Below are 21,169 nucleotides of genomic sequence, written 5' to 3' on the forward strand. Positions count from 1 at the left end.
TTTATGGTGAAATCTTGCAGAGTGCAAGGCGGTTTAACCGAATAACCGTAAATCTTATATTTTTCTGATAATTGGGAGGATTTAACTCATGAACAAAACAGATCTGATCAACAACATTTCCGGTAAAAGTGGATTGACAAAAAAAGACGTTGAGAACGTCTTGAATGGCTTCCTTGGCGAAATCACGGATGCTTTGGCTAATGGTGATAAAGTTCAATTGATCGGCTTCGGTACTTTCGTAAACTCGCAAACGCGCTGGACGCACAGGCCGTAACCCGCAAACAGGCAACACCATCGAAATTCCAGAATCGAACGTTCCTGCATTCAAAGCAGGCAACAAACTTAAAGAAGCTGTAAAATAATGCGAGTCGATAAATTCCTGAAAGTATCGAGGTTAATTAAGCGGCGTACCGTAGCGAAAGATGTATCGGATCAAGGCCGGGTGCTGATCAACGGCCGTGAAGCGAAGCCGAGCAGCACGGTTAAATTGGGCGATGAGATCACCGTCCAGTTTGGCCAGAAGCTCGTGACCGTCCGGGTCGAGCGTCTTACCGAGACAACCCGTAAAGATGAGGCAACCAGCCTCTATACCTTGGTCAAGGAAGAACCGATCGTTAAAGATCACGGTCTGGACTGGTAAGCAGCCTAAACCGTTACATGAAGCGTCCTTCTCACATGGGGTGAGGGGGACGCTTCTGTTTTTTATGCCATGATCTTCACTGAAGTGCGCTTCCGGGTTCTAAAGACAGGCACCTTTCCATAAGCTATTGTTAAAAGGAGGGGTACATGCCATGATCGACCAAGGGAAGGGCAAGTTTCATGACCTGAGGATGCAGAACCGGAAGCTGCTGGACATAACGGGTGTCCAAAATGTGGAGAGTTTTGACAGTGAAGAATTTCTGCTTCAGACCGAGCTGGGGCATCTCACCATTCGGGGGCAAAATTTACATATTAAAAATCTCAGCCTGGAAGAGGGGCTTTTGTCTATTGAAGGTCAGGTGCATTCACTTATTTACCTGAATCCCGGTTCTCAGGCCAAGAATAAGAGCCTGCTCGGTAAGCTGTTTAAATGAACCCAAGCGTACAATGGATCACGCTGCTCTGGATGCTCTTCTCCGGAGCAGCGATGGGAGTCGCCTTCGACAGCTACCGGGTGCTGGCCGGGCAGCTCCATTTCCCAAAATGGTCCAAGCATACCCTGGACTTCCTTTACTGGATTGCGGCAGCGTTCTTCATTTTTCGCATGTTGTACTTCACCAATAACGGCCAACTGCGTTTTTACGTGTTTGTAGGGCTATTTATAGGGGTTTGGATCTATTTTTTATTATGGAGTGTCATAACCCAGCGTTTTGTGGTAATGTTAATTCAAGTGACAAAAGGCATATTGTCCTTTTTGTACAAGTTGTTCCGCATGTTGCTTTGGAATCCGATTAAAGGAATCCTGATGTTATGCTTAGGGTTGTTAAGGTTTCTATGGAAGTTTCTCCTGTCGCTGTTGCGTTTGGTACTTAAATGCCTCATGCCTTTTTGGCGACTCTTGAAATGGATGCTGAGACCGATCACATCCAGAGTCAGGTTACCTGCATGGAGCAAGCAATTAGCGGACAAGGTTATTAAGGCGTGGAAGCGCTGGTTTTAGGAGGTATGGTCATGGGAAGATTTGCTGATCCGTCGAAGCAGGCTCCCCAACAAACCAAGACGAAGAACAAAGGCGCCCGCCGGCGTAAAAGAATGTTTGTGGCGATGATGGCGCTGTTTTTGATCTGGGCAGGTTCAACGCTCTGGTCCCAGAATGACCGCATCCGTAATCAGAACGAAGCGCTAGCTCAGAAGCAAGGGGATTATAAGTCCGTTGAACAATCGCTAAACCAGATTCATCATGAAGTGGAGCGATTGAAGGACCCTGAATATATCGGGCAGATTGCCCGTAAGAAATTTGGTTTATATCTGCCAAATGAAACACCGATCATTCAGCCCCAAAATTCGGGCGAAAAGCCGTAATTAGGCATGACAGACGTCTGTTGACCTTGTTTAGGTCATTATCGTATAATCAAATCACCGCAGCGCGATTTTTAAATCCGACTGTATATTTTTAAGGGAGGATCATTTTATTCTATGGCAATTGAAGTGGGCACCAAGTTAGAGGGCAAGGTGACAGGCATAACGCATTTTGGAGCATTTGTGGATCTGTCAGGAGGTGTCACGGGTCTCGTTCACATCTCGGAAATCGCCGACAACTACGTTAAGGATGTCAACGATCATTTGAAGATCAACGATGTCGTTACCGTGAAGGTGATTAATGTCGACAAGGACGGCAAGATCGGTCTATCGATCAAGCAGGCCGTCGACAAGCCGGCTTCCGAAAGTCGTCCACCCCGCGCACCGAGACCGGAACGCAGTGGAGGCGGCGGCGGAGAACGATTCGGAGGTGGCGGTGGTGGAGGATTCAACCGTGAACGCGGTGGACGCCCGTTTAAGCCTGCGGCCAACAAGCCTTCATTCGAGGATAAAATGTCACGCTTCCTAAAAGACAGTGAAGAACGAATCTCTTCGCTTAAGAAGAATACGGAAGGTAAACGCGGCGGACGCGGAGCCAAACGTATGTAATTCGATAAAATATAAACTGACCGCAGAGGGAAATCGCCTTCTGCGGTTTTTTTGTCGTTGTATCCAAGGGTACGACAGGTTCCTACGCAATTTACGGCGCTCCCGTGGAAATGCGCGCGGGATGTCCGCCTCAATTCGGGAAATGATCTGCCTGGATGTTTCAAGCTTGATCGGTGGAAACACCGCTGGGCACGTAGGATGAACGCTCTTTTCCCGAACGTTCGCAAGGCACGGCGATTTTGTCGGAAATTTCTTTGGGGCTTGTCCGGTGTTCTGACAAACTTTCCTGAATGGGGGTTTTATAATGGGACCAACAAATTCGTGAAGAATGGGGTGCCAGCGTAATGGACAAAAGAAATCTGGTGATGTTTCCGGGTACTGAGGCAGTTAAAGGGGGAGCGGGTTCTATTCGTGCCCGTGTAACAGAACGTTTAGGGCAGCTGTCTTTCCTGCAGCGTCCCATCCACTTCCTGGCCGCAAAGAAGTGGATGATCTTGCTAACCTTCATGGGTTTCCTGCTTGGACGAGCGATGATTCTGGGAGAGCTGTCTCCGTTTGCAGTTGCTTATTTTGCAGTCATTGCCTTTATGCGCCGCGATTATCTTCTCCCGGTAGGCGTGGCTATCGTGGCAGGAAGTTTATTTGCGTCCTTTCCGGTGGCTTGGATGGTGCCGGCAGAGATCTTGATCTTTTATTTTATGATGCGGGGATTGGAGACCTATGAACGGGCGGAACTGTCTTATGCACCGCTGATGGTGTTTGTCTCCACTTTCTTTGTGAACCTTTTCAGTGTCCTCATCGGGCCGAGCATTACCTGGTACTCCATGATGATGCTTACCCTGAACGCCGTGCTCAGTTTTGTTCTGACGCTGGTATTTATCCAGGCCATCCCGGTGCTGACGCTTCGTAAAAAATCGTATGTCCTCCGAAACGAGGAAATTCTATGTATTATCATTCTGCTGGCGTCGGTCATGACAGGGGCCGTCGGCTGGACAGTCCAATCCCTGTCGGTGGAGCATGTATTATCCCGGTATCTGATTTTGCTGTTTGCTCTAGTGGGGGGAGCTCCGCTGGGTGCCTCCGTGGGCGTAGTGACGGGATTAATCCTCAGTCTTGCCAATATATCGGCATTCTCCCAAATGAGCCTGCTCGCATTTTCCGGGATGCTCGCCGGGATGCTGAAGGAAGGAAAGAAAGGCGGTGTTTCGCTGGGAATGCTTCTGGGAGCTACCATTCTCTCCATTTATTTCAGCAATCCTGGTGAAGTGATGATATCGACTTGGGAAACCTGTGCTGCCATTGTGTTATTCCTGATCACGCCGAAGAGTGTGATGCAGGCCATTGGCAAATACGTGCCGGGTACGCAGGACCATACTCGTTCTCAGCACGAATATGCGAAGCGGGTTCGAGATCTTACGGCGGATCGCGTGACGCAGTTCTCCAAGGTGTTCCGCCAGCTCTCGCAAAGTTTTGGACAAACCTCAGGGGTCATGCAGCCTCCAGGCAGACAAACGGAGGAGATGAACCATTTCATGAATGCCGTGGCTGAAGGCAGCTGTGCCACATGCTATAAACGGAATCAGTGCTGGGATATGAAGTTTTACCAGACTTATAAATATATGACCGATATGATGACCTCAATTGAGGAGAATCCGGAGTTGGAAGCCAAGGATCTGCCGCCGGAATGGAGCCGGATCTGCGCCAAGAAGGAGGAAGTGCTTGGCATACTGAAGCAGCAGTATCATCTCTACCAACATGATATGCAGTGGAAACGCCAAATATACGATAGCCGTCATCTGGTAGCGGAACAATTATCCGGGGTTTCGCAGGTGATGGAGGACTTGGCCCGGGAGATCAAGCGGGAGAGCCAAACGATGCACATACAGGAGGAGCAGATCAGAGAAGCGTTGCAGCAGCTCGGGTTATCGATTCAAGGCATCGACATCATCAGTTTGGATTCCGGCCAGGTTGAGATTGAGATTATTCATGCATATACCCGAGGGTATGACGAATGCAGGAAGATTATTGGACCTCTGCTGTCTGACATTATCGGGGAGCACATCGCTGTGATGGAAGAGACCTTGACCCATCCGAGGGATGGTTTGGCGACTGTGCGTTTTGGTTCAGCCAAGACGTTTGAAATTATGACGGGGGTAGCGGCGGCAGCCAAGGGAGGAGATATTTTATCGGGTGACAGCTTCAGTACGGTCGAGTTGGGCAACGGTACGTTTGCGGTAGCGCTTAGCGATGGGATGGGTAACGGGGAAAGGGCGCGGCTCGAGAGCAGCTCGGCACTCAATATATTGGAGCAGCTGCTTCAATCGGGGATGGATGAGAAACTTGCGATTAAATCGGTTAACTCGATTCTGATGCTGCGCTCGCCGGACGAAATTTATGCCACGGTTGATATGGCTCTAATCGATCAATATACCGCTCAGACCACGTTCATGAAGATCGGCTCAACCCCAAGCTTTATTAAACGGGGCAGCGATGTCATACCGGTATCGGCCAGCAATCTTCCGATTGGCATCATTCAGGATATCGAGGTGGATCTGGTATCATTACAGCTTCAGGCAGGCGATGTTCTGATTATGATGACGGATGGAATCTATGATGCTCCTGGTTACGCCGTTAACAAGGAGCTGTGGATGAAGCGCTTGATTCAGGAAGTGAGCAGCGAAGACCCGCAGGAAATTGCCGATTGTTTGTTAGAGAAAGTCATTCGTTATCAACAGAACCAGATTCATGATGATATGACGGTGGTGGTCGGACGCGTCGATCATTTTCATCCCGAGTGGTCCAATGTGCATGTGCCGGGATTTGCTCGAATGGAACGGCCCCGAACGGTTAGCTGACGGATTCAGGTAAAATATGTGATTACCCGGGAAATGGAGGAACCTAAGAAGACCCTGAATCTTTTTCCGCCTATTCTTTTCCTATTGGTCGTTTGAACTCTCTTGAATGTGGAAATGATAGAGATAGAAGTCAAATCGATAGGAATGGATGAGACGGAGGCGATTATTTAATTATGAAACAAATTCTACTGATTACAGATGGATGCTCAAATGTAGGGGCCAGTCCGGTACTGGCCGCAGCCCATGCGCTGCAGGACGGAATTGTCGTAAACGTGGTGGGGGTTCTTGATTACGGGACGATCGGTGAGCTTGGGGGACTGGAGATTAAGGAGATTGCCAAAGCGGGAGGAGGCATTCACCGGATCGTAGGTACACCGCAGCTGGCACAGACGATGCAGATGATGACTCGGAAAACGGTGGTTCAGACGATCCAACAAGCGGTAAATAAAGAGATACAGCATATTTTAGGGAGCGGGTCATTGGAGGAGCTTCCGCCAGACAAGCGTTCACAAGTCGTTGAAGTGGTGGATGAGCTGGCTGAGACGTCATCCCTTCAAGTAGCGCTGTTAATTGATGCAAGTGCCAGCATGAAGCCTAAACTGGCTGCTGTTGAAGAGGCAATACGTGACTTGATGCTGAGCCTGAAAGCGCGCTTAGGCTCAAGCAAGCTGTCCGTATTCCATTTTCCGGGCAAGCATAGCGGCGAAGATGTGGTCATGGACGTGGATTGGACCTCGGATCTGGATGGTGCGAGGGGGATGTTCAGCCGGCTTCAGATGAAAGGGGCTACGCCGACAGGACCTGCCCTGTTAAAGGTGATTGAATTTTACCGATATGGTACACTAGAAGGTAATCAATCATGGCAGGGTGATTCCAGCCAAGAGGAAGGGATGCTCGGTGACTACGTTGTCTAACCCGGGTTACCCGCCAGGAACCGTAATTACCGGTAAATGGCGGAACAGCCGGTATATCGTGGAACGTATGCTCGGCAAAGGGGCTAACGGCAAGGTGTATCTGGTCCATCGGGCAGGAGTACGCGGGCGTTATGCTCTGAAAGTAGGTCATGACGCTCTGGATCTTCAATCCGAAATTAATGTGCTGAATGCGTTGAAAGAACAGATGCCGGACCCGTATCTTGTGGAGGCGGACGATCATCATGATGGCAGCCATGAGGTGTCCTTCTATGTCATGCGTTACATTGAGGGGAGCCCGCTGCATCGGTTTATTCGCAAACGCGGCACCGAGTGGGTAAGTCTGATTGGATTGAAGCTGCTTGAGAAGTTGTCTGTTCTGCATGCATCAGGCTATGCATTCGGGGATTTGAAGCCGGATAATGTAATGGTCTCGGCATACGGAAGAGTGGAGCTGATCGATTACGGAGGCGTCAGCTCCTTTGGGCGCAGCGTAAAACAGTTTACAGAATGGTATGATCGGGGATACTGGAATGCCGGAAGCCGAACCGGCGACGTATCCTATGATTTGTTCTCGTTTGCCGTGATGTGTATCGGCCTGCTGGATGAGAAATCCTTAAGGGAGGCATCTTGCCAGCTTCCCCAGACCCGCAGTGTTGCAGATCTGCAGCTGATACTGCGAAGAAACCCTGTGTTCAAGCCATACGCTGTCTGGCTGAATAAGGCGTTATGCGGAAATTTCGCGGATTCACGGGAAGCGTTGAACGAGTGGAAGAAACGGATGTATGAAGGCACAGCCAAGAGCGCGCGTCCTATTCCGGGGCGTACGCCTCGGTGGCTGAGGAACGCATTTGCCTTATCGTTAGTCATTATGGCCTGTGCCGTTTATTTCTTCTTCCGCTCATGAAGCAACGTCTTGTCACTGGGAGTTATAAAGGGGATCTGCAAGTGAAACAGGATTATTTACGGACATTTGTTCATAACGTGGAGCGAACCGCCGCAGAGTTTGAGCTGTGGTCGGAGGGTGATGGTATCGTGGTCGCTGTTTCCGGCGGCCCCGATTCCGTTGCGCTTCTGCACGTGCTGCACGAAATTTCGCTGAACCATACGCCGCTTAGGCTGATCTGCGCCCATGTGCATCATGGCTTTCGAACTGAATCGGATCAAGAGGCAGAGATGGTGCGTGAGTTGGCGGAGCGGCTGGGGCTCCCCTTAGAGACAGCGTTCATTGATATTCCTGCTTATATGGAAGAGAGCGGCAAGGGAGGACAGGAGGCAGCTAGAGAGAAGCGCTATGAATTTCTGCTGCAAACTGCACAGAAATACAATGCACGCTCAGTGGCTCTTGCTCATCATGCCGACGATCAGGCCGAGACGGTATTGATGAGGCTTCTGCGGGGAAGCGGTCTTCCCGGGCTTGCCGGAATTAAATTTAAGCGCACGGAAAAAAAAGTGGAACTTATCCGTCCGTTCCTTCGTATGTACAAAGCGGATATCGTGGAGCTGTGCCGGGTGTGCGGTTTCCAGTATGCGGTAGATAACAGCAATCTGCAGACGAAGTACCGCCGCAACGCGATTCGTCTGGAAGTATTGCCTTTCCTGGAACAATACAATGGGCAGTTCTCCTCCTCACTCAATCAGCTGGCCGAAATTGTCCAGCAGGAGGATGGTTTTGTGGAGCGTGAAGCTGCGAAGCAATTTCGGAGAATGGTGCAGGAGAACGATGGGAGGCTCGCTTTCGACGCGCCTTCCTTTTTGGGCTTACATGTCGCTTTACAACGGCGTTTGATTAAACTAATATTAAATTACCTGCCCTCAGATCAGGAAAACACCGATTTTGTCAAGATTGAATCGGTTCGCCAAGGGATTCTTAACGATCAACGAAGCAATTGGCGTCTGGATCTGGGCGACGGCATTACCTGTGTTCGCGAGTATGGCCAAGTCCAGTTCTGGCCTAAGCCTCCGGAAGAACAGGGACAGTACATATACATTCTTGATTCTCCTGATGTTTCAGAGCTGTATGTTAAGGAAATCGGAAAAATGCTGAAATTGTCGTTAAAGACAGGAAGCGAAAGCCGGAGCGGCTCCAGACCATCGCCCTTTGTGGCGGATTTTGATGCGGATGGGCTGCAGTTTCCTTTAACCGTACGTAACAGACAGCCGGGAGACAAGATGAAGATCATGGGATTAAACGGAAGCAAAAAGGTGAAAGATATTCTCATTGATGAGAAAATTCCACCGTCTGTCCGTTCCCGGATTCCTATTCTTTGTGACAGTTCCGGCAGCATCGTGTGGATTCCAGGTGTACGACGTTCCGTTCATGCCGCTTGCGGGCGGCACACATCACGAATTCTCCGGATGGAGCTATCGGATGCTTAAGGCAAGTGTTAAACGAAGAATGGCCCGTTTCACGCTTTCATAGTATAAACGTAGGAGGTCCACTTAAGTTGCAGAATGACATTCAGGAAATACTCATCAGTGAAGAAGAGATTCACGCAAAAATTAAGGAACTCGGTTCCAAGCTAAGCGCCGAATATGCGGGACGCAATCCACTAGTAATTTGCGTTCTTAAAGGTGCGTTTATTTTTATGGCCGACTTGGTTAAATCCATATCAGTACCTCTGGAGCTGGATTTCATGGCTGTTTCCAGCTATGGGGCATCTACGAAATCCTCTGGCGTGGTCAAAATCATTAAAGATTTGGACGCGTCCGTTGAAGGAAGAGATGTTCTGATTGTGGAGGATATTATCGACAGCGGCCTTACGCTAAGTCATTTGATTGAGCTGCTTAAGAGCCGTAAGGCAAATTCGGTGTGCGTAGTTACCCTGTTTGACAAACCGGCACGCCGTACGGTGGATTTGCAGGCTGATTATACCGGGTTTGTACTGCCCGACGCTTTTGTTGTCGGATATGGACTCGATTATGCCGAGCATTACCGGAACCTCCCCTACATCGGGATTTTGAAGCCGGAAATCTACAGCAGTTAAACCGCGCCAATGGGCTGCTGCCACAGATTAGGGCCCTTTGTTGAGATGGCCAGACAGGCTGTGGTAAAATATCTTATGTGTCTTGAGAGGAGGTAGGGGATGAGTCGGTTCATCCGGAATTCTGGTTTTTATTTGATTCTATTTTTGGTCGTGGTGGGCATAGTTCAATTTGTCACCAATGGCGGCGAGCAAGCCGATGCCCCTAGTTATAACGAGCTGCGGCAGGAAGTCAAAGCTAACAACATAGAGGAAATGACGGTGCAATTTGACGGTTACGCTTATCTGGTGACCGGTAAGTATAGGGAGATTACCGAAGAGAAAAAATCGGAGAATTTCTCAACCTATATTCCTGCTACGGATGCAGCTATGCAAGAGCTGACTGCAGCCAGTGACAGCAACAAAGTCAAACTGACCGTGGTGCCAATGGAAGGCCAAAGCATTTGGCTGACATTACTTTCATCCTTTATTCCGCTCATCATTATGTTTGTTCTGTTCTTCTTCCTGTTTAATCAGGCTCAGGGCGGCGGCGGCAAAGTGATGAACTTTGGTAAGAGCAAAGCCCGCTTATATAATGAAGAGAAGAAACGGATTACATTTGAAGATGTAGCCGGAGCAGATGAAGAGAAGCAGGAACTTATTGAGGTTGTTGACTTCTTGAAAGATCCGCGCAAGTTTAACACGGTAGGCGCTCGCATTCCGAAGGGTGTTCTCCTTGTCGGTCCTCCGGGAACCGGTAAGACACTCCTGGCACGTGCTGTTGCCGGTGAAGCGGGAGTGCCATTCTTCAGCATTTCCGGTTCCGATTTTGTTGAGATGTTTGTCGGTGTTGGCGCATCTCGGGTGCGCGACTTGTTCGAGAATGCGAAGAAGAATGCTCCATGTATTATCTTTATTGATGAGATTGATGCTGTAGGTCGTCAGCGCGGTGCCGGTCTTGGTGGCGGACATGACGAGCGTGAGCAAACACTCAACCAATTGCTGGTCGAGATGGATGGTTTCGGAGCAAACGAAGGCATTATCATCGTTGCTGCAACGAACCGACCGGATATTTTGGACCCGGCGCTTCTTCGTCCGGGACGTTTTGACCGTCAGATTACAGTAGATCGTCCAGATGTGAAGGGCCGTGAAGCTGTGCTGAAAGTCCATGCACGCAACAAGCCGTTGACGAAGGATGTTAAATTGGACATCATCGCTAAACGTACGACAGGATTTACGGGTGCCGATCTGGAGAATCTCCTCAATGAGGCAGCCTTGCTTGCGGCACGCCGCAATCGTAAGGATATCTCCATGCGAGAAGTGGATGAAGCGATCGACCGTGTGATCGTGGGTACGGAGAAGCGCAGCCGCGTGATCAGTGACCGCGAGAAACGTATCGTAGCTTATCACGAGGCGGGTCACACCATTGTAGGTTACTTCCTCGAGCATGCGGATACCGTTCATAAGGTAACGATTATCCCTCGTGGTCGTGCTGGTGGATACGTCATTATGATGCCGAAGGAAGATCGGATGCTCGTGACGAAACAGGAATTGCTTGATCGTGTATCCGGTTTGCTTGGTGGTCGTGTAGCCGAGGAGTTGTTCATTGGCGAAATCGGTACCGGAGCATACAGTGACTTCCAGCAGGCAACCGGCATTATCCGCAGCATGGTTGTGGAGTACGGTATGAGTGAGAAGCTTGGACCGATGCAGTTCGGTACATCCCAAGGACAGGTGTTCCTGGGACGCGATATCGGACACGAGCAGAACTATAGTGATCAAATCGCTTATGAGATCGATCAAGAAATGCAGCGGTTCATCAACGATTGTTACGAGAAGTCTAAAGAGATTCTGACCAAGCATTCCAAAGAAGTTCACCTGATTGCGAATACGCTTCTTGAGATGGAAACACTGGAGCTTGAGCAAATCAAGAATCTCATTGAGACTGGATCAGCTGAAGGCAATGGCAATGGAGAAGGTGAAGGTTCTTCCGAGAGCGGCGAACCGATCATCGACAACATTGGTGACGTGAAAGTTCGCATCCAAGGGAAAGAAGACGGAGATCAGCCGATTTCCACGGAAGAAATTCCGAACAACCCGATGGATTCGAATGATCAACAGCCGGAGCCTAAAGATTCGGACCGTAAGGATCCTCCAGATGGATCGGACAACGGAAACAGCAGGTTAACGTAATATTCGCTGATAAAACATCGAATACCGAATAAAATCGAAGAACCGGAGAACGATAATTCGTTTTCCGGTTCTTTTTGTGCTTTCTATCACATTGACAGGGCACAGAACGAACGTGTACATTAGTTGTTAAATAAGGATGCGCATCCTTTCACAAAGGTATAAACCATCCTGGAAGTCACATGGTCATCAAGCGGTTTACAGCCGGACTACATAAAGGGAGAGGGTCGATCATGGAAGCTTTGGCACTGGAGCGTAAGGCAGAGCAAAACCGTGAACTGCGTGAGCGGTTAATGCAATTGAAGAAGGAACGTAACGCAATTATTTTGGCTCATTATTATCAACGGGATGAAATACAGGAGGTCGCTGATTTCCGCGGGGATTCCTTCTTGCTTGCGCAGAAAGCAGCACAAACCGATGCTGAGGTTATCGTATTCTGCGGTGTGCACTTTATGGGTGAGAGCGCTAAAATCCTGGCACCGGGCAAAACCGTTCTTATTCCTGATGAGCGTGCCGGTTGTCCGATGGCGGATATGGTGAACGTTGACGGCTTGCGGAAGTTGAAAGCGCAGCACCCGAATGCAAAAGTGGTAACTTACATCAATTCATCAGCTGAGATCAAAGCAGAAACAGATATCTGCTGTACTTCATCCAATGCGGTAAAGGTGATTCAATCCGTCGATTCAGATGAAATTATATGGGTGCCTGATAAAAATTTAGGGCACTACGTCCAGCAGCATACCGACAAGAAGCTGATCATCTGGGAAGGGTACTGCAACACGCATGATATGCTGACCGTTAAGGATGTTGTCGAGATGAGAGCCAAGCATCCTGGTGCCGAGTTTGTGGTGCATCCGGAATGCCGTCCGGAGGTCGTTGCGATGGGTGATTTTGTAGGCAGCACAACTGCGATTCTGGAATATTGCAAAAATTCGTCTGCCAAGGAGTTTATTGTAGGTACAGAGGATGGCACAGGATATCAGCTTCGATTGGATAGCCCGGATAAATCGTTCCATTTTGCCACGAAATTCCTGGTTTGTCCCAATATGAAAGTGAATAATCTCAAAAAGCTGGTCAAAGCACTGGAAACGATGAAGCCGCAAATTTATGTGCCTCCGGTCGTTGCAGAGAAAGCCAGAACTTCATTAGAGCGCATGTTACAGGTTAAGTAGCATGCGCTACTCTTTCGTGAAAAGACAGGTGAGGCATCGTGATACCGCAGTATTTGATTGATTTTGAACTGAACGATCTGCCGGTCGTCCAGACGGATGTCATTGTCATCGGTTCAGGCATTGCGGGTTTATATACGGCCATTATGGCAAGTGCCACTCAAAAGGTGCTGCTGATTACAAAGAAATCGCTGCTCGAGAGCAACACTCGTTATGCTCAAGGCGGCATTGCTGCCGTAACAGCTGAAGATGACTCTCCGGTCTACCATCGCCAGGATACCCTGATGGCAGGGGCGGGACTATGCTCATCTACTGCGGTGGATGTCCTCGTAAATGAGGGACCGGTTGGGGTTCAGGAGCTGATTCGTCTTGGGACGATGTTTGATGTCGAGAATGGCGAGCTTGCGCTAACCAAGGAAGGTGCGCACAGTCACCGTCGTATTCTTCATGCTAATGGGGACGCTACCGGATATGAAATTGTGCGTGCCCTTTCCATTCAGGTTGAAATGCTTCACAATATAGAAGTATGGGACGATCATTTTGTCATTGATCTGGTCACGGAGCAAGGGGAATGTCACGGTGCATTGGTACAGATGCCGGATGGCAGGCGGGTTTTTGTACGTGGGCGGGCGACCATTATGTGCTCAGGAGGCGCCGGCCAGTTGTACAGGTATACAACCAACCCGGAGGTTGCGACAGCCGACGGTGTTGCTATGGCTTACCGGGCAGGTGCGGACATCAGGGATATGGAATTCATTCAGTTCCATCCCACGGCACTTAGCTATCCGGGTGCACCACGGTTTCTGATCTCCGAGGCGGTTCGTGGCGAGGGCGCTGTTCTTCGTAATATCAAAGGGGAACGGTTCATGCCAAAGTACCATGACTTGCTGGAGCTGGCCCCCCGGGATATTGTTGCCCGGGCCATTGTCAGCGAGATGGAAGCGACGCGGTCTACCTTTGTGTATCTGGACATTACCCATGAGTCACCAGAGATGGTCAAACATCGGTTCCCGACGATTTATGAAACATGCATGCAGTATGGACTTGATTTATCGTCAGATTGGATTCCGGTCTCCCCGGCTGCGCATTATATGATGGGGGGCATCAAGACCAATTTGCACGGAGAGAGCAGCGTGAAGCGATTGTTCGCTTGCGGAGAGGTTTCGTCTACCGGTGTTCATGGAGCGAACCGGTTGGCAAGCAACTCGCTTTCGGAAGCGGTTGTATACGGCAGTCGCATTGTGGAACGTATTCAGAAGCTCCCTGAACCATCAGAAGGGCCCCTTCATGTATCATTTCAGCTTGGACGTAAGGATGCCCCGTCACAAGCGATAGTTGAAAAACGCCTGAAACTTCAAAAAGTGATGGTACGATATGCAGGGCTTCGCCGCAATCGGGATACCCTATTAAGAGCTGCAGAAGAGCTTGGCCGTCAGCTGCCATTGTTCCAAGCGCTGCTCTCGAAACGTGAGGAATACGAGTTTGCCAACATGCTCACCGCATCCCTGCTCGTGGTTCAGGGCGCGCTGGGTCGCGAAGAAAGCCGGGGAGCCCACTACCGTGAGGATTTCCCGGATCGGAACGACAGCGTATGGCAGAAGCATATTGTGCATACTCGGGATCAAGAGATGACGGAGGAATTGAGCGATGATGTTTAACGGATACCATGATGGCCTTCTCCAGAGCATTCGGACATGGCTGCAAGAGGATATTGGATCAGGGGATATTACAACCCTTACCACGATTGAGCCGGGTCACGAATCCAAGGCTGTTATTCATGCCAAGGAGGCAGGAGTTGTTGCGGGCATGCCTGCCGCGGAACTCGTATTCGAAACGGTCGATCCTTCCCTGACGTTTACGGCATTTGTCCGTGACGGTGAGATGGTGGAGAAGGGTACCATTCTCGCTGAAGTGGAGGGAAGCACGCATCGTATTTTGACAGGGGAGCGGCTCGCTTTGAATTTGCTTCAGCGGCTGTCCGGCATAGCAACCCGAACACGTTCTTTTGTTGACATGCTGGAGGGATTACCGACCCGACTGGTGGATACTCGCAAAACAACACCGGGGCACCGTATGCTGGAGAAATATGCGGTTCGGGTCGGTGGCGGAGCGAATCATCGATTCGGCTTGTACGATGCCGTCATGATCAAGGATAATCATATTAAGGGTGCAGGCGGAATCGCGCAAGCGGTGAGCCGGGCAAGGGCTAATATTCCACACACAATGACCATAGAAGTTGAGACTGAGAGTTTTGTGCAGGTGGATGAAGCTTTGGAGGCAGGCGCTGATATCATCATGCTCGATAACATGAGTCATGACATGATGGCGGAGTCTGTTCGGAGAATCAAGGCCAGGTCCCCTCATGTGCGTGTCGAGGCGTCGGGAAACGTGACGCTGGAGACCGTGCGCGGGATTGCCGAAACCGGAGTGGATGTGATCTCCGTTGGACGGCTGACTTATTCTTTTCACAGCCTGGATATCAGCCTGGATCTTAACGAGAAGAAAGGAGGAGCAGTGGATTGATTCTGGTTGTAGATGTAGGGAATACCAATATTGTGCTGGGGGTATACCAGGGCAAGAAACTGCTGCATGATTTTCGGATCAGTACAGCGCGTCAATCTACCGTGGACGAATACGGCGTATTAATTCACAATTTGTTTCAAATGTCGAATATATTGGTAAGCCAAATAGAAGGGGTTATTGTGTCTTCCGTAGTTCCTCCGCTTGTAGGCGTGGTTGAGGAGATGTGTAATAAATACATTGGCAAAGCCCCTCTTATCGTGGGACCGGGCATAAAAACCGGGCTTAATCTGCGGTACGAAAATCCGCGTGAGGTGGGCGCTGACCGAATCGTCAACGCTGTGGCAGCCGTCGAGCAGTACGGAGGGCCGCTGATTGTAGTGGATTTCGGTACGGCGACGACGTTTGACTGCATTGATCGGGATGGGAATTACCTCGGCGGTGCTATAGTGCCCGGGATTGGGATTGCCACGGAGGCCCTTGTACAGCGTGCTTCCAAGCTTCCGCGCATCGAGCTCGAGAAGCCCAAAAAGGTAATCGGACGCAACACCGTCCATGCCATGCAGGCCGGCATCGTGTATGGATACGCAGGCCAGGTCGATGGTCTGGTCAAACGCATAAAAGCCGAGATGGGAACGGACAATGTTAAGGTTATTGCTACCGGCGGATTGGCCGAGCTGATCGCAAGCGAGACGGAATCCATTGAGGAGATTGCCCCGCTTTTAACGCTTGAAGGCTTGCGCATTATTTATGAACGGAATTAATCGTTATACTTCAGTTGGACATAACAACTAAGAAGGACAAGGAGGCCTCAAGATGGATAAACAAAAAGACCGTATGCTGCGGGGAACTGCACTAAACGGAAAAGTACGGACATTTGCCGTTCGGACAACCGAACTGGTAGAAGAGTTGCGCCGGAGACATGATACGTTCCCTGTCGTCACAGCCGCTTTGGGCCGTACCGTGTCAGCAGCAGCGATGATGGGAGCCATGCTGAAAGGAGACGAACGCCTTAGCATACAAGTACGCGGCGATGGACCGATCGGACTGATTGCAGCCGAGAGTAGTGCCAACGGAGAAGTTCGCGGGTATGTCAAAAATCCGCATGTCGAGCTGACGAACATTCGTCCGGGCAAGATGGACGTTGCAGCAGCGGTGGGTACCACCGGCCACATTGATGTGATTAAGGATTTCGGCCTAAAGGAACCTTATCGGGGCAGCGTTCCGATCATTTCAGGTGAGCTGGCCGAGGATTTTACGTATTATTTTGCCGTTTCGGAGCAAACCAATTCCGCGGTAAGTCTGGGTGTGCTGGTTTCACCGGATTACACCGTGGCGAATGCCGGAGGTTTCATCGTTCAGCTCCTCCCTGGAGTGACCGACGAGGAGATTACGGAGCTGGAGCTTGCGTTAAGCAAGATTCCACCGATTACCGAGTTGCTGGAAGAAGGACTGGAGCTCGAGGATATCCTGAAGCGGGTTGTTCCGGATGTGACCATTCTGGAGGAAACGCCAGTGATCTTCAGCTGCGACTGCTCCCAGGAGCGGGTTGAGCGCGCTTTGATCAGCTTAGGACTTGAAGAGCTTGAGCAGATGATTGAAGAGGATGGCAAGGCGGAGGTTTCCTGTCATTTTTGCAATGAGAAATATACTTACGATGAAGAACAGCTAAGATCCGTGCTAGAGCGGGCCAAATCTTAACGTTGGGATGAGCGACCGTGATGACGAGACAAGAGAAGGGATTGTGGGCGACCGTCATTGTCTTGACAGCATGCGTAATAGGTATGGGCGGCTGGGTGCTGTTTTCGGGGATTTTTTCGCAGGAGGCTTCGCCATCATTGAAAGATGGATCCCTGGCAGTCGCATCCATACAGGACAGGGCGATCACTGAAGACGAATGGGTTGACGAGCTAAAAAAGCGTTATGGCCGCGAAATGCTGATGACCATGCTGAATCGGCAAGCGGTAGCTCTGGAGGCCAAGGCGAAGGGCATTGATATTACGACGGCGGAAGTAGATGCGGAGATCGACGTGATGAGCCGCAGCTACGGTTCAAAGGAACGGTTCTTATCGGAAATGGAAAACCAGTTAGGGATTACCGAAGCAGAATTAAGGATGGAAACGACCTATAGGATGCTGCTTGAAAAAATCGCCACCTCTGATGTTTATATCGAACCGCAGCAGATTGATGCTTATCTGGAGTTGTACCCTGATCAATTTCGCCCCAAGAAACAACTGAATTTGTCCATGATTGAAGTGGCTTCGGAGGATGAGGCGAACCAGGCTATGGACCGGCTGGAGAACGGTGAAGATTTTGCTGCTCTCGCGTCTGAGATATCCTTGGATGAATACACCCGTGAGGAGGGTGGACAGATAGGGCTGATCGAAGAGGATGATCCTTTTCTGCCGCCCGCACTGCTTGATGCAGCTTTAGAGCTTGAACCAGGGGATATTGCGGGACCTATCTCACTCACAGACACCTATGCGATCGTTTATCTGCACGATATTATTGAGCCTAAGGCTCCCAGCGAGGACAAGATTCGCGAAGCGGTTCGTAAGCAGCTAGCGCTGGAACAGTCGATATCCTTATCGGAACTGGAGCGGCAGCTTCGGGAGAAGTATGAGGCACGAATCAGCGCGGGCACAGTCACGCTGTAGATCAAAATGAGGAAAAGCTCGCTGTAGCGGAGTAAATCTGCTGCAGGAGCTTTTTTTCACTTAAGTTAGCCTTATTCGTCAAAGCAAGCACACAGCGGCATTTCAGATTCCGCAATGGTAAGGGACACGCCCTCTTCTCGTTCAAGAGACGCAGGAAAATCCGCCTAGAAATGTTGAATTTCGAGCAATGGGATATTGACAATGGCTTATAACGTTGATAAGATGAAAGAACGAAAACCCACCTTTTTACTCGGATATTAGGAAAGCCGAAATAATCGAAAGTTTCAGATTATGCTGGCTCCACTATCTTTTTAACACATCCCAGACACTACAAATTCAATGATTCGACATTAGAATGAATAACATCATTATGTATTGACTATGTTTGTACATTTTATATTTATGAGGAGGGCTTTATTCATGGCAAAAGTCGTCAATAATGTGACAGAATTAATCGGTGGAACTCCACTTGTCCGTTTAAACCGGATTGTACCCGAGGATAGCGCAGAGATTTATCTGAAGCTGGAATACCAGAACCCGGGAGCAAGCGTTAAAGACCGCATTGCAATCAGCATTGTGGAAGAGGCGGAGAAAGACGGCCGCTTGAAACCAGGTGATACTATAATTGAAGCAACAAGTGGAAATACGGGTATCGGTTTGGCGATGGTGGCTGCTGCCAAAGGCTACAAAGCAGTTATCGTTATGCCTGAAACCATGAGCCTGGAGCGCCGCAACCTGCTGCGTGCCTACGGAGCGGAATTGGTCCTGACGCCAGGATCGGAAGGTATGAACGGCGCGGTTAAGAAGGCAGAAGAAATTCAGAAAGAAAATGCCGGATTTTTTATGGCTGAGCAATTCAAGAACCAAGCCAATGTGAAGATACACCGTGAGACGACAGGTCCTGAAATCGTGGAAGCCATCGAGTCCATCGGAGGTTCCCTGGATGCGTTCATCGCTGGTATCGGAACAGGCGGTACGATCACAGGAGCAGGTGAAGTGCTGAAAGGCCAGTTCACTGACATCAAAATCATTGCGGTAGAGCCCGCTGCTTCGCCGATCCTTGCCGGAGGCAAACCAGGTCCTCACAAGATTCAAGGCATCGGAGCAAACTTTATTCCTGAAATCCTGAATCAAGAAATCTACGATGAGATCGTGCACGTAGAGAATGATGATGCCTTTGAAACATCCCGTCGTGTGGCGAAGGAAGAAGGCGTTCTTGGCGGTATTTCTTCCGGTGCTGCTGTATATGCTGCATTGAAGGTGGCTAAAGAGCTGGGTAAGGGCAAACGGGTGGTAGCTGTGATTCCAAGTAACGGGGAACGTTACCTGAGCACGCCTCTCTATAACTTCGAATAAGACGACTTTAAGATAAAACTGCGAATTTTCCCGTTCCGTTAGGGTCTGGACATACGTAGTTATAAGGAAGCCTTCAATGTGTTTTATAGCATTGGGGGCTTTTTGTGTATACTACTCCCAAAGAGAACGCTTTAATGGAATCCAAGCTCATCCATGGACAAAAATTATTGTGGGACATGCCCTATTTAGGGTTTTCAAGAGAAGCGGGATACAGTATACTGACAGGCAACAGTAAGGCTTTTGGAGACTAAGGGAGGATCGGCATGGAGAGAAGAGTGAAGCTGGCCCAGTGGCAAGAATGGGCTAAAGAGGGCTGGTCCGTAGTTCCCTATCTGGTTCAATATAAAGGAACATCAAGAGGGTTGCCCTTGTCCTGGAGACATGCATGGAAAGCGGCGTCGCCGTATGCCTTCGTGCTGGAGAGCGGCAAGGGCGGACGCTACACGTATCTTGGATTGCAGCCGGTTTCCATTCTCCAGGGAAAAGGAAGCAGCGGCGAGGTCATAGAGCTGTCCAGCGGTAAAAGAACGAACGTAACAGGAGAGCCGCTGCATCTCCTGGAGCAGTGGATGGGAGCCTGGAAAGCCCCACGTGTGCCGGAATGGCCTGATTTTCGTGGAGGCTGCGCCGGTTTCCTGAGCTATGATGTGGTCCGCTCGATTGAACAGCTCCCCACGATGGCCAAGGATGAGCCGGGCTTTCCGGATTACCTGTGGATGCGCATGGAAGAGATTTGGATATATGATCACACCGATGATAGCATGTACTGCTCGGTTCACGTTCCGCTGCCATGGGCAAACAAATCAGCAGCCCTGGACATTCAGTCAGAAGAGCCGGTGTCAGTGTCGGGTGATCCTTCAGGCACGTGTAATGACTCGGTACTTGCGCCCGAGCAGGAGAAACTATTGGGCCAGTTATATGAAACAGCCGCTATTAGAGCTGAATCCATGCTGTCCCAGTGGAACGAGATGTTTGGAACAAATTCAGGAATCGGTGTTATGTCCGAAGATGAGCATGTGCGGCAGGAACGGCAGGCAAAAGCACAGGAGCTGTCCGGGCCCAACGTTGAGATCTGGGATCGGCTGCAGATTGATTTTTCACAAGAAGCATTCCAGCAAGCGGTGTTATCCATTCAAGAATACATCCGCCAAGGCGATGTGTTTCAGGTGAATTTATCCTTAAGGCGGCATTTGCAGCTGCATGCGGACCCTGCTGATATTTATGAATGGCTGCGTATATTGAATCCGTCGCCTTACATGGGGTATTTGTCCTCACCTGGCTTTAGTCTGGCGAGCGGCTCACCGGAGCTGCTGGTGAAGCTTGATGGCGATGTTGTGTCTGCGCGGCCGATCGCAGGAACCCGCCGCCGCGGAAGCAACCCGGATGAGGACGCTGCTATGGAAGCTGAGCTTCTTGGCAGTGAGAAGGAACGGGCGGAGCATATCATGCTGGTTGATCTGGAGCGGAATGACATTGGACGGATTGCGGCATACGGATCGGTTCATGTTCCTGAGCTGATGACGGTGGAGAGATACTCCCACGTGATGCACTTGGTGTCACAGGTGGAGGGTCAAATTGCAGAGGGAAACAATGCATATGATGTCATCGCGGCAACATTCCCTGGCGGCACTATAACAGGCGCTCCCAAAATCAGGACCATGGAAATCATTGAAGAACTGGAGCCTGTTACCCGGGGGCCTTATACCGGCTCTATGGGCTGGATCGATTATAATGGGGATATGGAGCTAAACATTATTATCCGGACCCTTGCGGTACAGGATGGGATTGGCTACATTCAGACGGGAGCGGGCATCGTGATTGATTCCGATCCTTATCGAGAGTACAGGGAGTGCCATAACAAGGCAAAGGCTTTGATTGCGGCACTGATGTGCAGTGAAGAAGAAGCTGCAGCGGTGGCTGCGAATATAGGGGGGAAATAAC

The 21,169-nt window shown here is 50.1% G+C and carries 19 protein-coding genes and 1 pseudogene; all 20 read left to right on the forward strand.

Annotation, left to right across the window (positions count from 1 at the left end; all coding sequences use genetic code 11):
• Positions 1 to 88 precede the first annotated feature (88 nt).
• The 20 genes and pseudogenes from PVOR_RS02135 to PVOR_RS02230 all read left to right on the forward strand — a co-directional run bounded on the left by PVOR_RS02135 (position 89) and on the right by PVOR_RS02230 (position 21,168).
• Positions 89 to 362 (forward strand): annotated as a pseudogene (locus PVOR_RS02135) (HU family DNA-binding protein).
• Positions 362 to 640: an RNA-binding S4 domain-containing protein gene (locus PVOR_RS02140; protein WP_006207431.1), complete on the forward strand. Its 279-nt coding sequence runs from the start codon at positions 362 to 364 to the stop codon at positions 638 to 640. Before PVOR_RS02135 ends, PVOR_RS02140 begins: the two are co-directional and overlap by 1 nt.
• A gap of 151 nt (positions 641 to 791) precedes the next feature.
• Positions 792 to 1,073, forward strand: a complete 282-nt coding sequence (yabP, locus tag PVOR_RS02145) for a sporulation protein YabP (protein WP_006207432.1) — start codon at positions 792 to 794, stop codon at positions 1,071 to 1,073.
• Positions 1,070 to 1,639, forward strand: a complete 570-nt coding sequence (yabQ, locus tag PVOR_RS02150; RefSeq protein WP_006207433.1) for a spore cortex biosynthesis protein YabQ — start codon at positions 1,070 to 1,072, stop codon at positions 1,637 to 1,639. Before yabP ends, yabQ begins: the two co-directional genes overlap by 4 nt.
• Before the next feature lie 11 nt (positions 1,640 to 1,650).
• Positions 1,651 to 2,001, forward strand: coding sequence for an FtsB family cell division protein (locus PVOR_RS02155; protein ID WP_006207434.1), 351 nt, complete (start codon positions 1,651 to 1,653; stop codon positions 1,999 to 2,001).
• Between the two features lie 114 nt (positions 2,002 to 2,115).
• Positions 2,116 to 2,607, forward strand: coding sequence for a S1 domain-containing RNA-binding protein (locus tag PVOR_RS02160; RefSeq protein ID WP_006207435.1), 492 nt, complete (start codon positions 2,116 to 2,118; stop codon positions 2,605 to 2,607).
• A gap of 344 nt (positions 2,608 to 2,951) precedes the next feature.
• Entirely contained in the window at positions 2,952 to 5,462 is a 2,511-nt protein-coding gene (spoIIE, locus tag PVOR_RS02165) for a stage II sporulation protein E (protein WP_006207436.1), read from the forward strand.
• Between the two features lie 173 nt (positions 5,463 to 5,635).
• The gene (locus PVOR_RS02170) at positions 5,636 to 6,376 is read left to right on the forward strand and encodes a hypothetical protein (protein ID WP_006207437.1); all 741 of its coding nucleotides are present in this window, start codon (positions 5,636 to 5,638) and stop codon (positions 6,374 to 6,376) included.
• Complete coding sequence (locus tag PVOR_RS02175; RefSeq protein ID WP_006207438.1) at positions 6,360 to 7,280, forward strand: serine/threonine protein kinase; 921 nt, start codon at positions 6,360 to 6,362, stop codon at positions 7,278 to 7,280. Before PVOR_RS02170 ends, PVOR_RS02175 begins: the two co-directional genes overlap by 17 nt.
• Positions 7,281 to 7,321: 41 nt before the next feature.
• A complete protein-coding gene (tilS, locus tag PVOR_RS02180; RefSeq protein WP_006207439.1) occupies positions 7,322 to 8,752 on the forward strand; it encodes a tRNA lysidine(34) synthetase TilS in 1,431 nt (476 codons plus the stop codon).
• 68 nt (positions 8,753 to 8,820) lie between these two features.
• Entirely contained in the window at positions 8,821 to 9,360 is a 540-nt protein-coding gene (gene hpt / locus PVOR_RS02185) for a hypoxanthine phosphoribosyltransferase (protein WP_006207441.1), read from the forward strand.
• A 99-nt stretch (positions 9,361 to 9,459) separates the two neighbouring features.
• Positions 9,460 to 11,529, forward strand: coding sequence for an ATP-dependent zinc metalloprotease FtsH (gene ftsH / locus PVOR_RS02190; protein ID WP_006207442.1), 2,070 nt, complete (start codon positions 9,460 to 9,462; stop codon positions 11,527 to 11,529).
• A 230-nt stretch (positions 11,530 to 11,759) separates the two neighbouring features.
• Complete coding sequence (gene nadA, locus PVOR_RS02195; protein ID WP_006207443.1) at positions 11,760 to 12,698, forward strand: quinolinate synthase NadA; 939 nt, start codon at positions 11,760 to 11,762, stop codon at positions 12,696 to 12,698.
• A 38-nt stretch (positions 12,699 to 12,736) separates the two neighbouring features.
• Complete coding sequence (nadB, locus tag PVOR_RS02200) at positions 12,737 to 14,353, forward strand: L-aspartate oxidase (RefSeq protein WP_006207444.1); 1,617 nt, start codon at positions 12,737 to 12,739, stop codon at positions 14,351 to 14,353.
• Entirely contained in the window at positions 14,343 to 15,218 is an 876-nt protein-coding gene (gene nadC / locus PVOR_RS02205) for a carboxylating nicotinate-nucleotide diphosphorylase (protein WP_006207445.1), read from the forward strand. The genes nadB and nadC overlap by 11 nt, the downstream gene beginning before the upstream one ends.
• Positions 15,215 to 15,979: a type III pantothenate kinase gene (locus PVOR_RS02210; protein WP_006207446.1), complete on the forward strand. Its 765-nt coding sequence runs from the start codon at positions 15,215 to 15,217 to the stop codon at positions 15,977 to 15,979. Before nadC ends, PVOR_RS02210 begins: the two co-directional genes overlap by 4 nt.
• Positions 15,980 to 16,031: 52 nt before the next feature.
• On the forward strand, positions 16,032 to 16,916 hold the full coding sequence (gene hslO, locus PVOR_RS02215; protein ID WP_006207447.1) for an Hsp33 family molecular chaperone HslO: 885 nt from the start codon (positions 16,032 to 16,034) through the stop codon (positions 16,914 to 16,916).
• A gap of 20 nt (positions 16,917 to 16,936) precedes the next feature.
• Complete coding sequence (locus PVOR_RS02220) at positions 16,937 to 17,872, forward strand: peptidylprolyl isomerase (protein WP_006207448.1); 936 nt, start codon at positions 16,937 to 16,939, stop codon at positions 17,870 to 17,872.
• Positions 17,873 to 18,292: 420 nt separating this feature from the next.
• Positions 18,293 to 19,228 (forward strand): cysteine synthase A, encoded by a 936-nt coding sequence (cysK, locus tag PVOR_RS02225; RefSeq protein WP_006207449.1) that lies wholly within the window; start codon positions 18,293 to 18,295, stop codon positions 19,226 to 19,228.
• Positions 19,229 to 19,491: 263 nt separating this feature from the next.
• The gene (locus tag PVOR_RS02230) at positions 19,492 to 21,168 is read left to right on the forward strand and encodes an anthranilate synthase component I family protein (protein ID WP_006207450.1); all 1,677 of its coding nucleotides are present in this window, start codon (positions 19,492 to 19,494) and stop codon (positions 21,166 to 21,168) included.
• Position 21,169 lies beyond the last annotated feature (1 nt).

This window comes from Paenibacillus vortex V453, assembly GCF_000193415.1.
In the GTDB taxonomy this organism is placed as follows: Bacteria; Bacillota; Bacilli; order Paenibacillales; family Paenibacillaceae; genus Paenibacillus_AQ; species Paenibacillus_AQ glucanolyticus.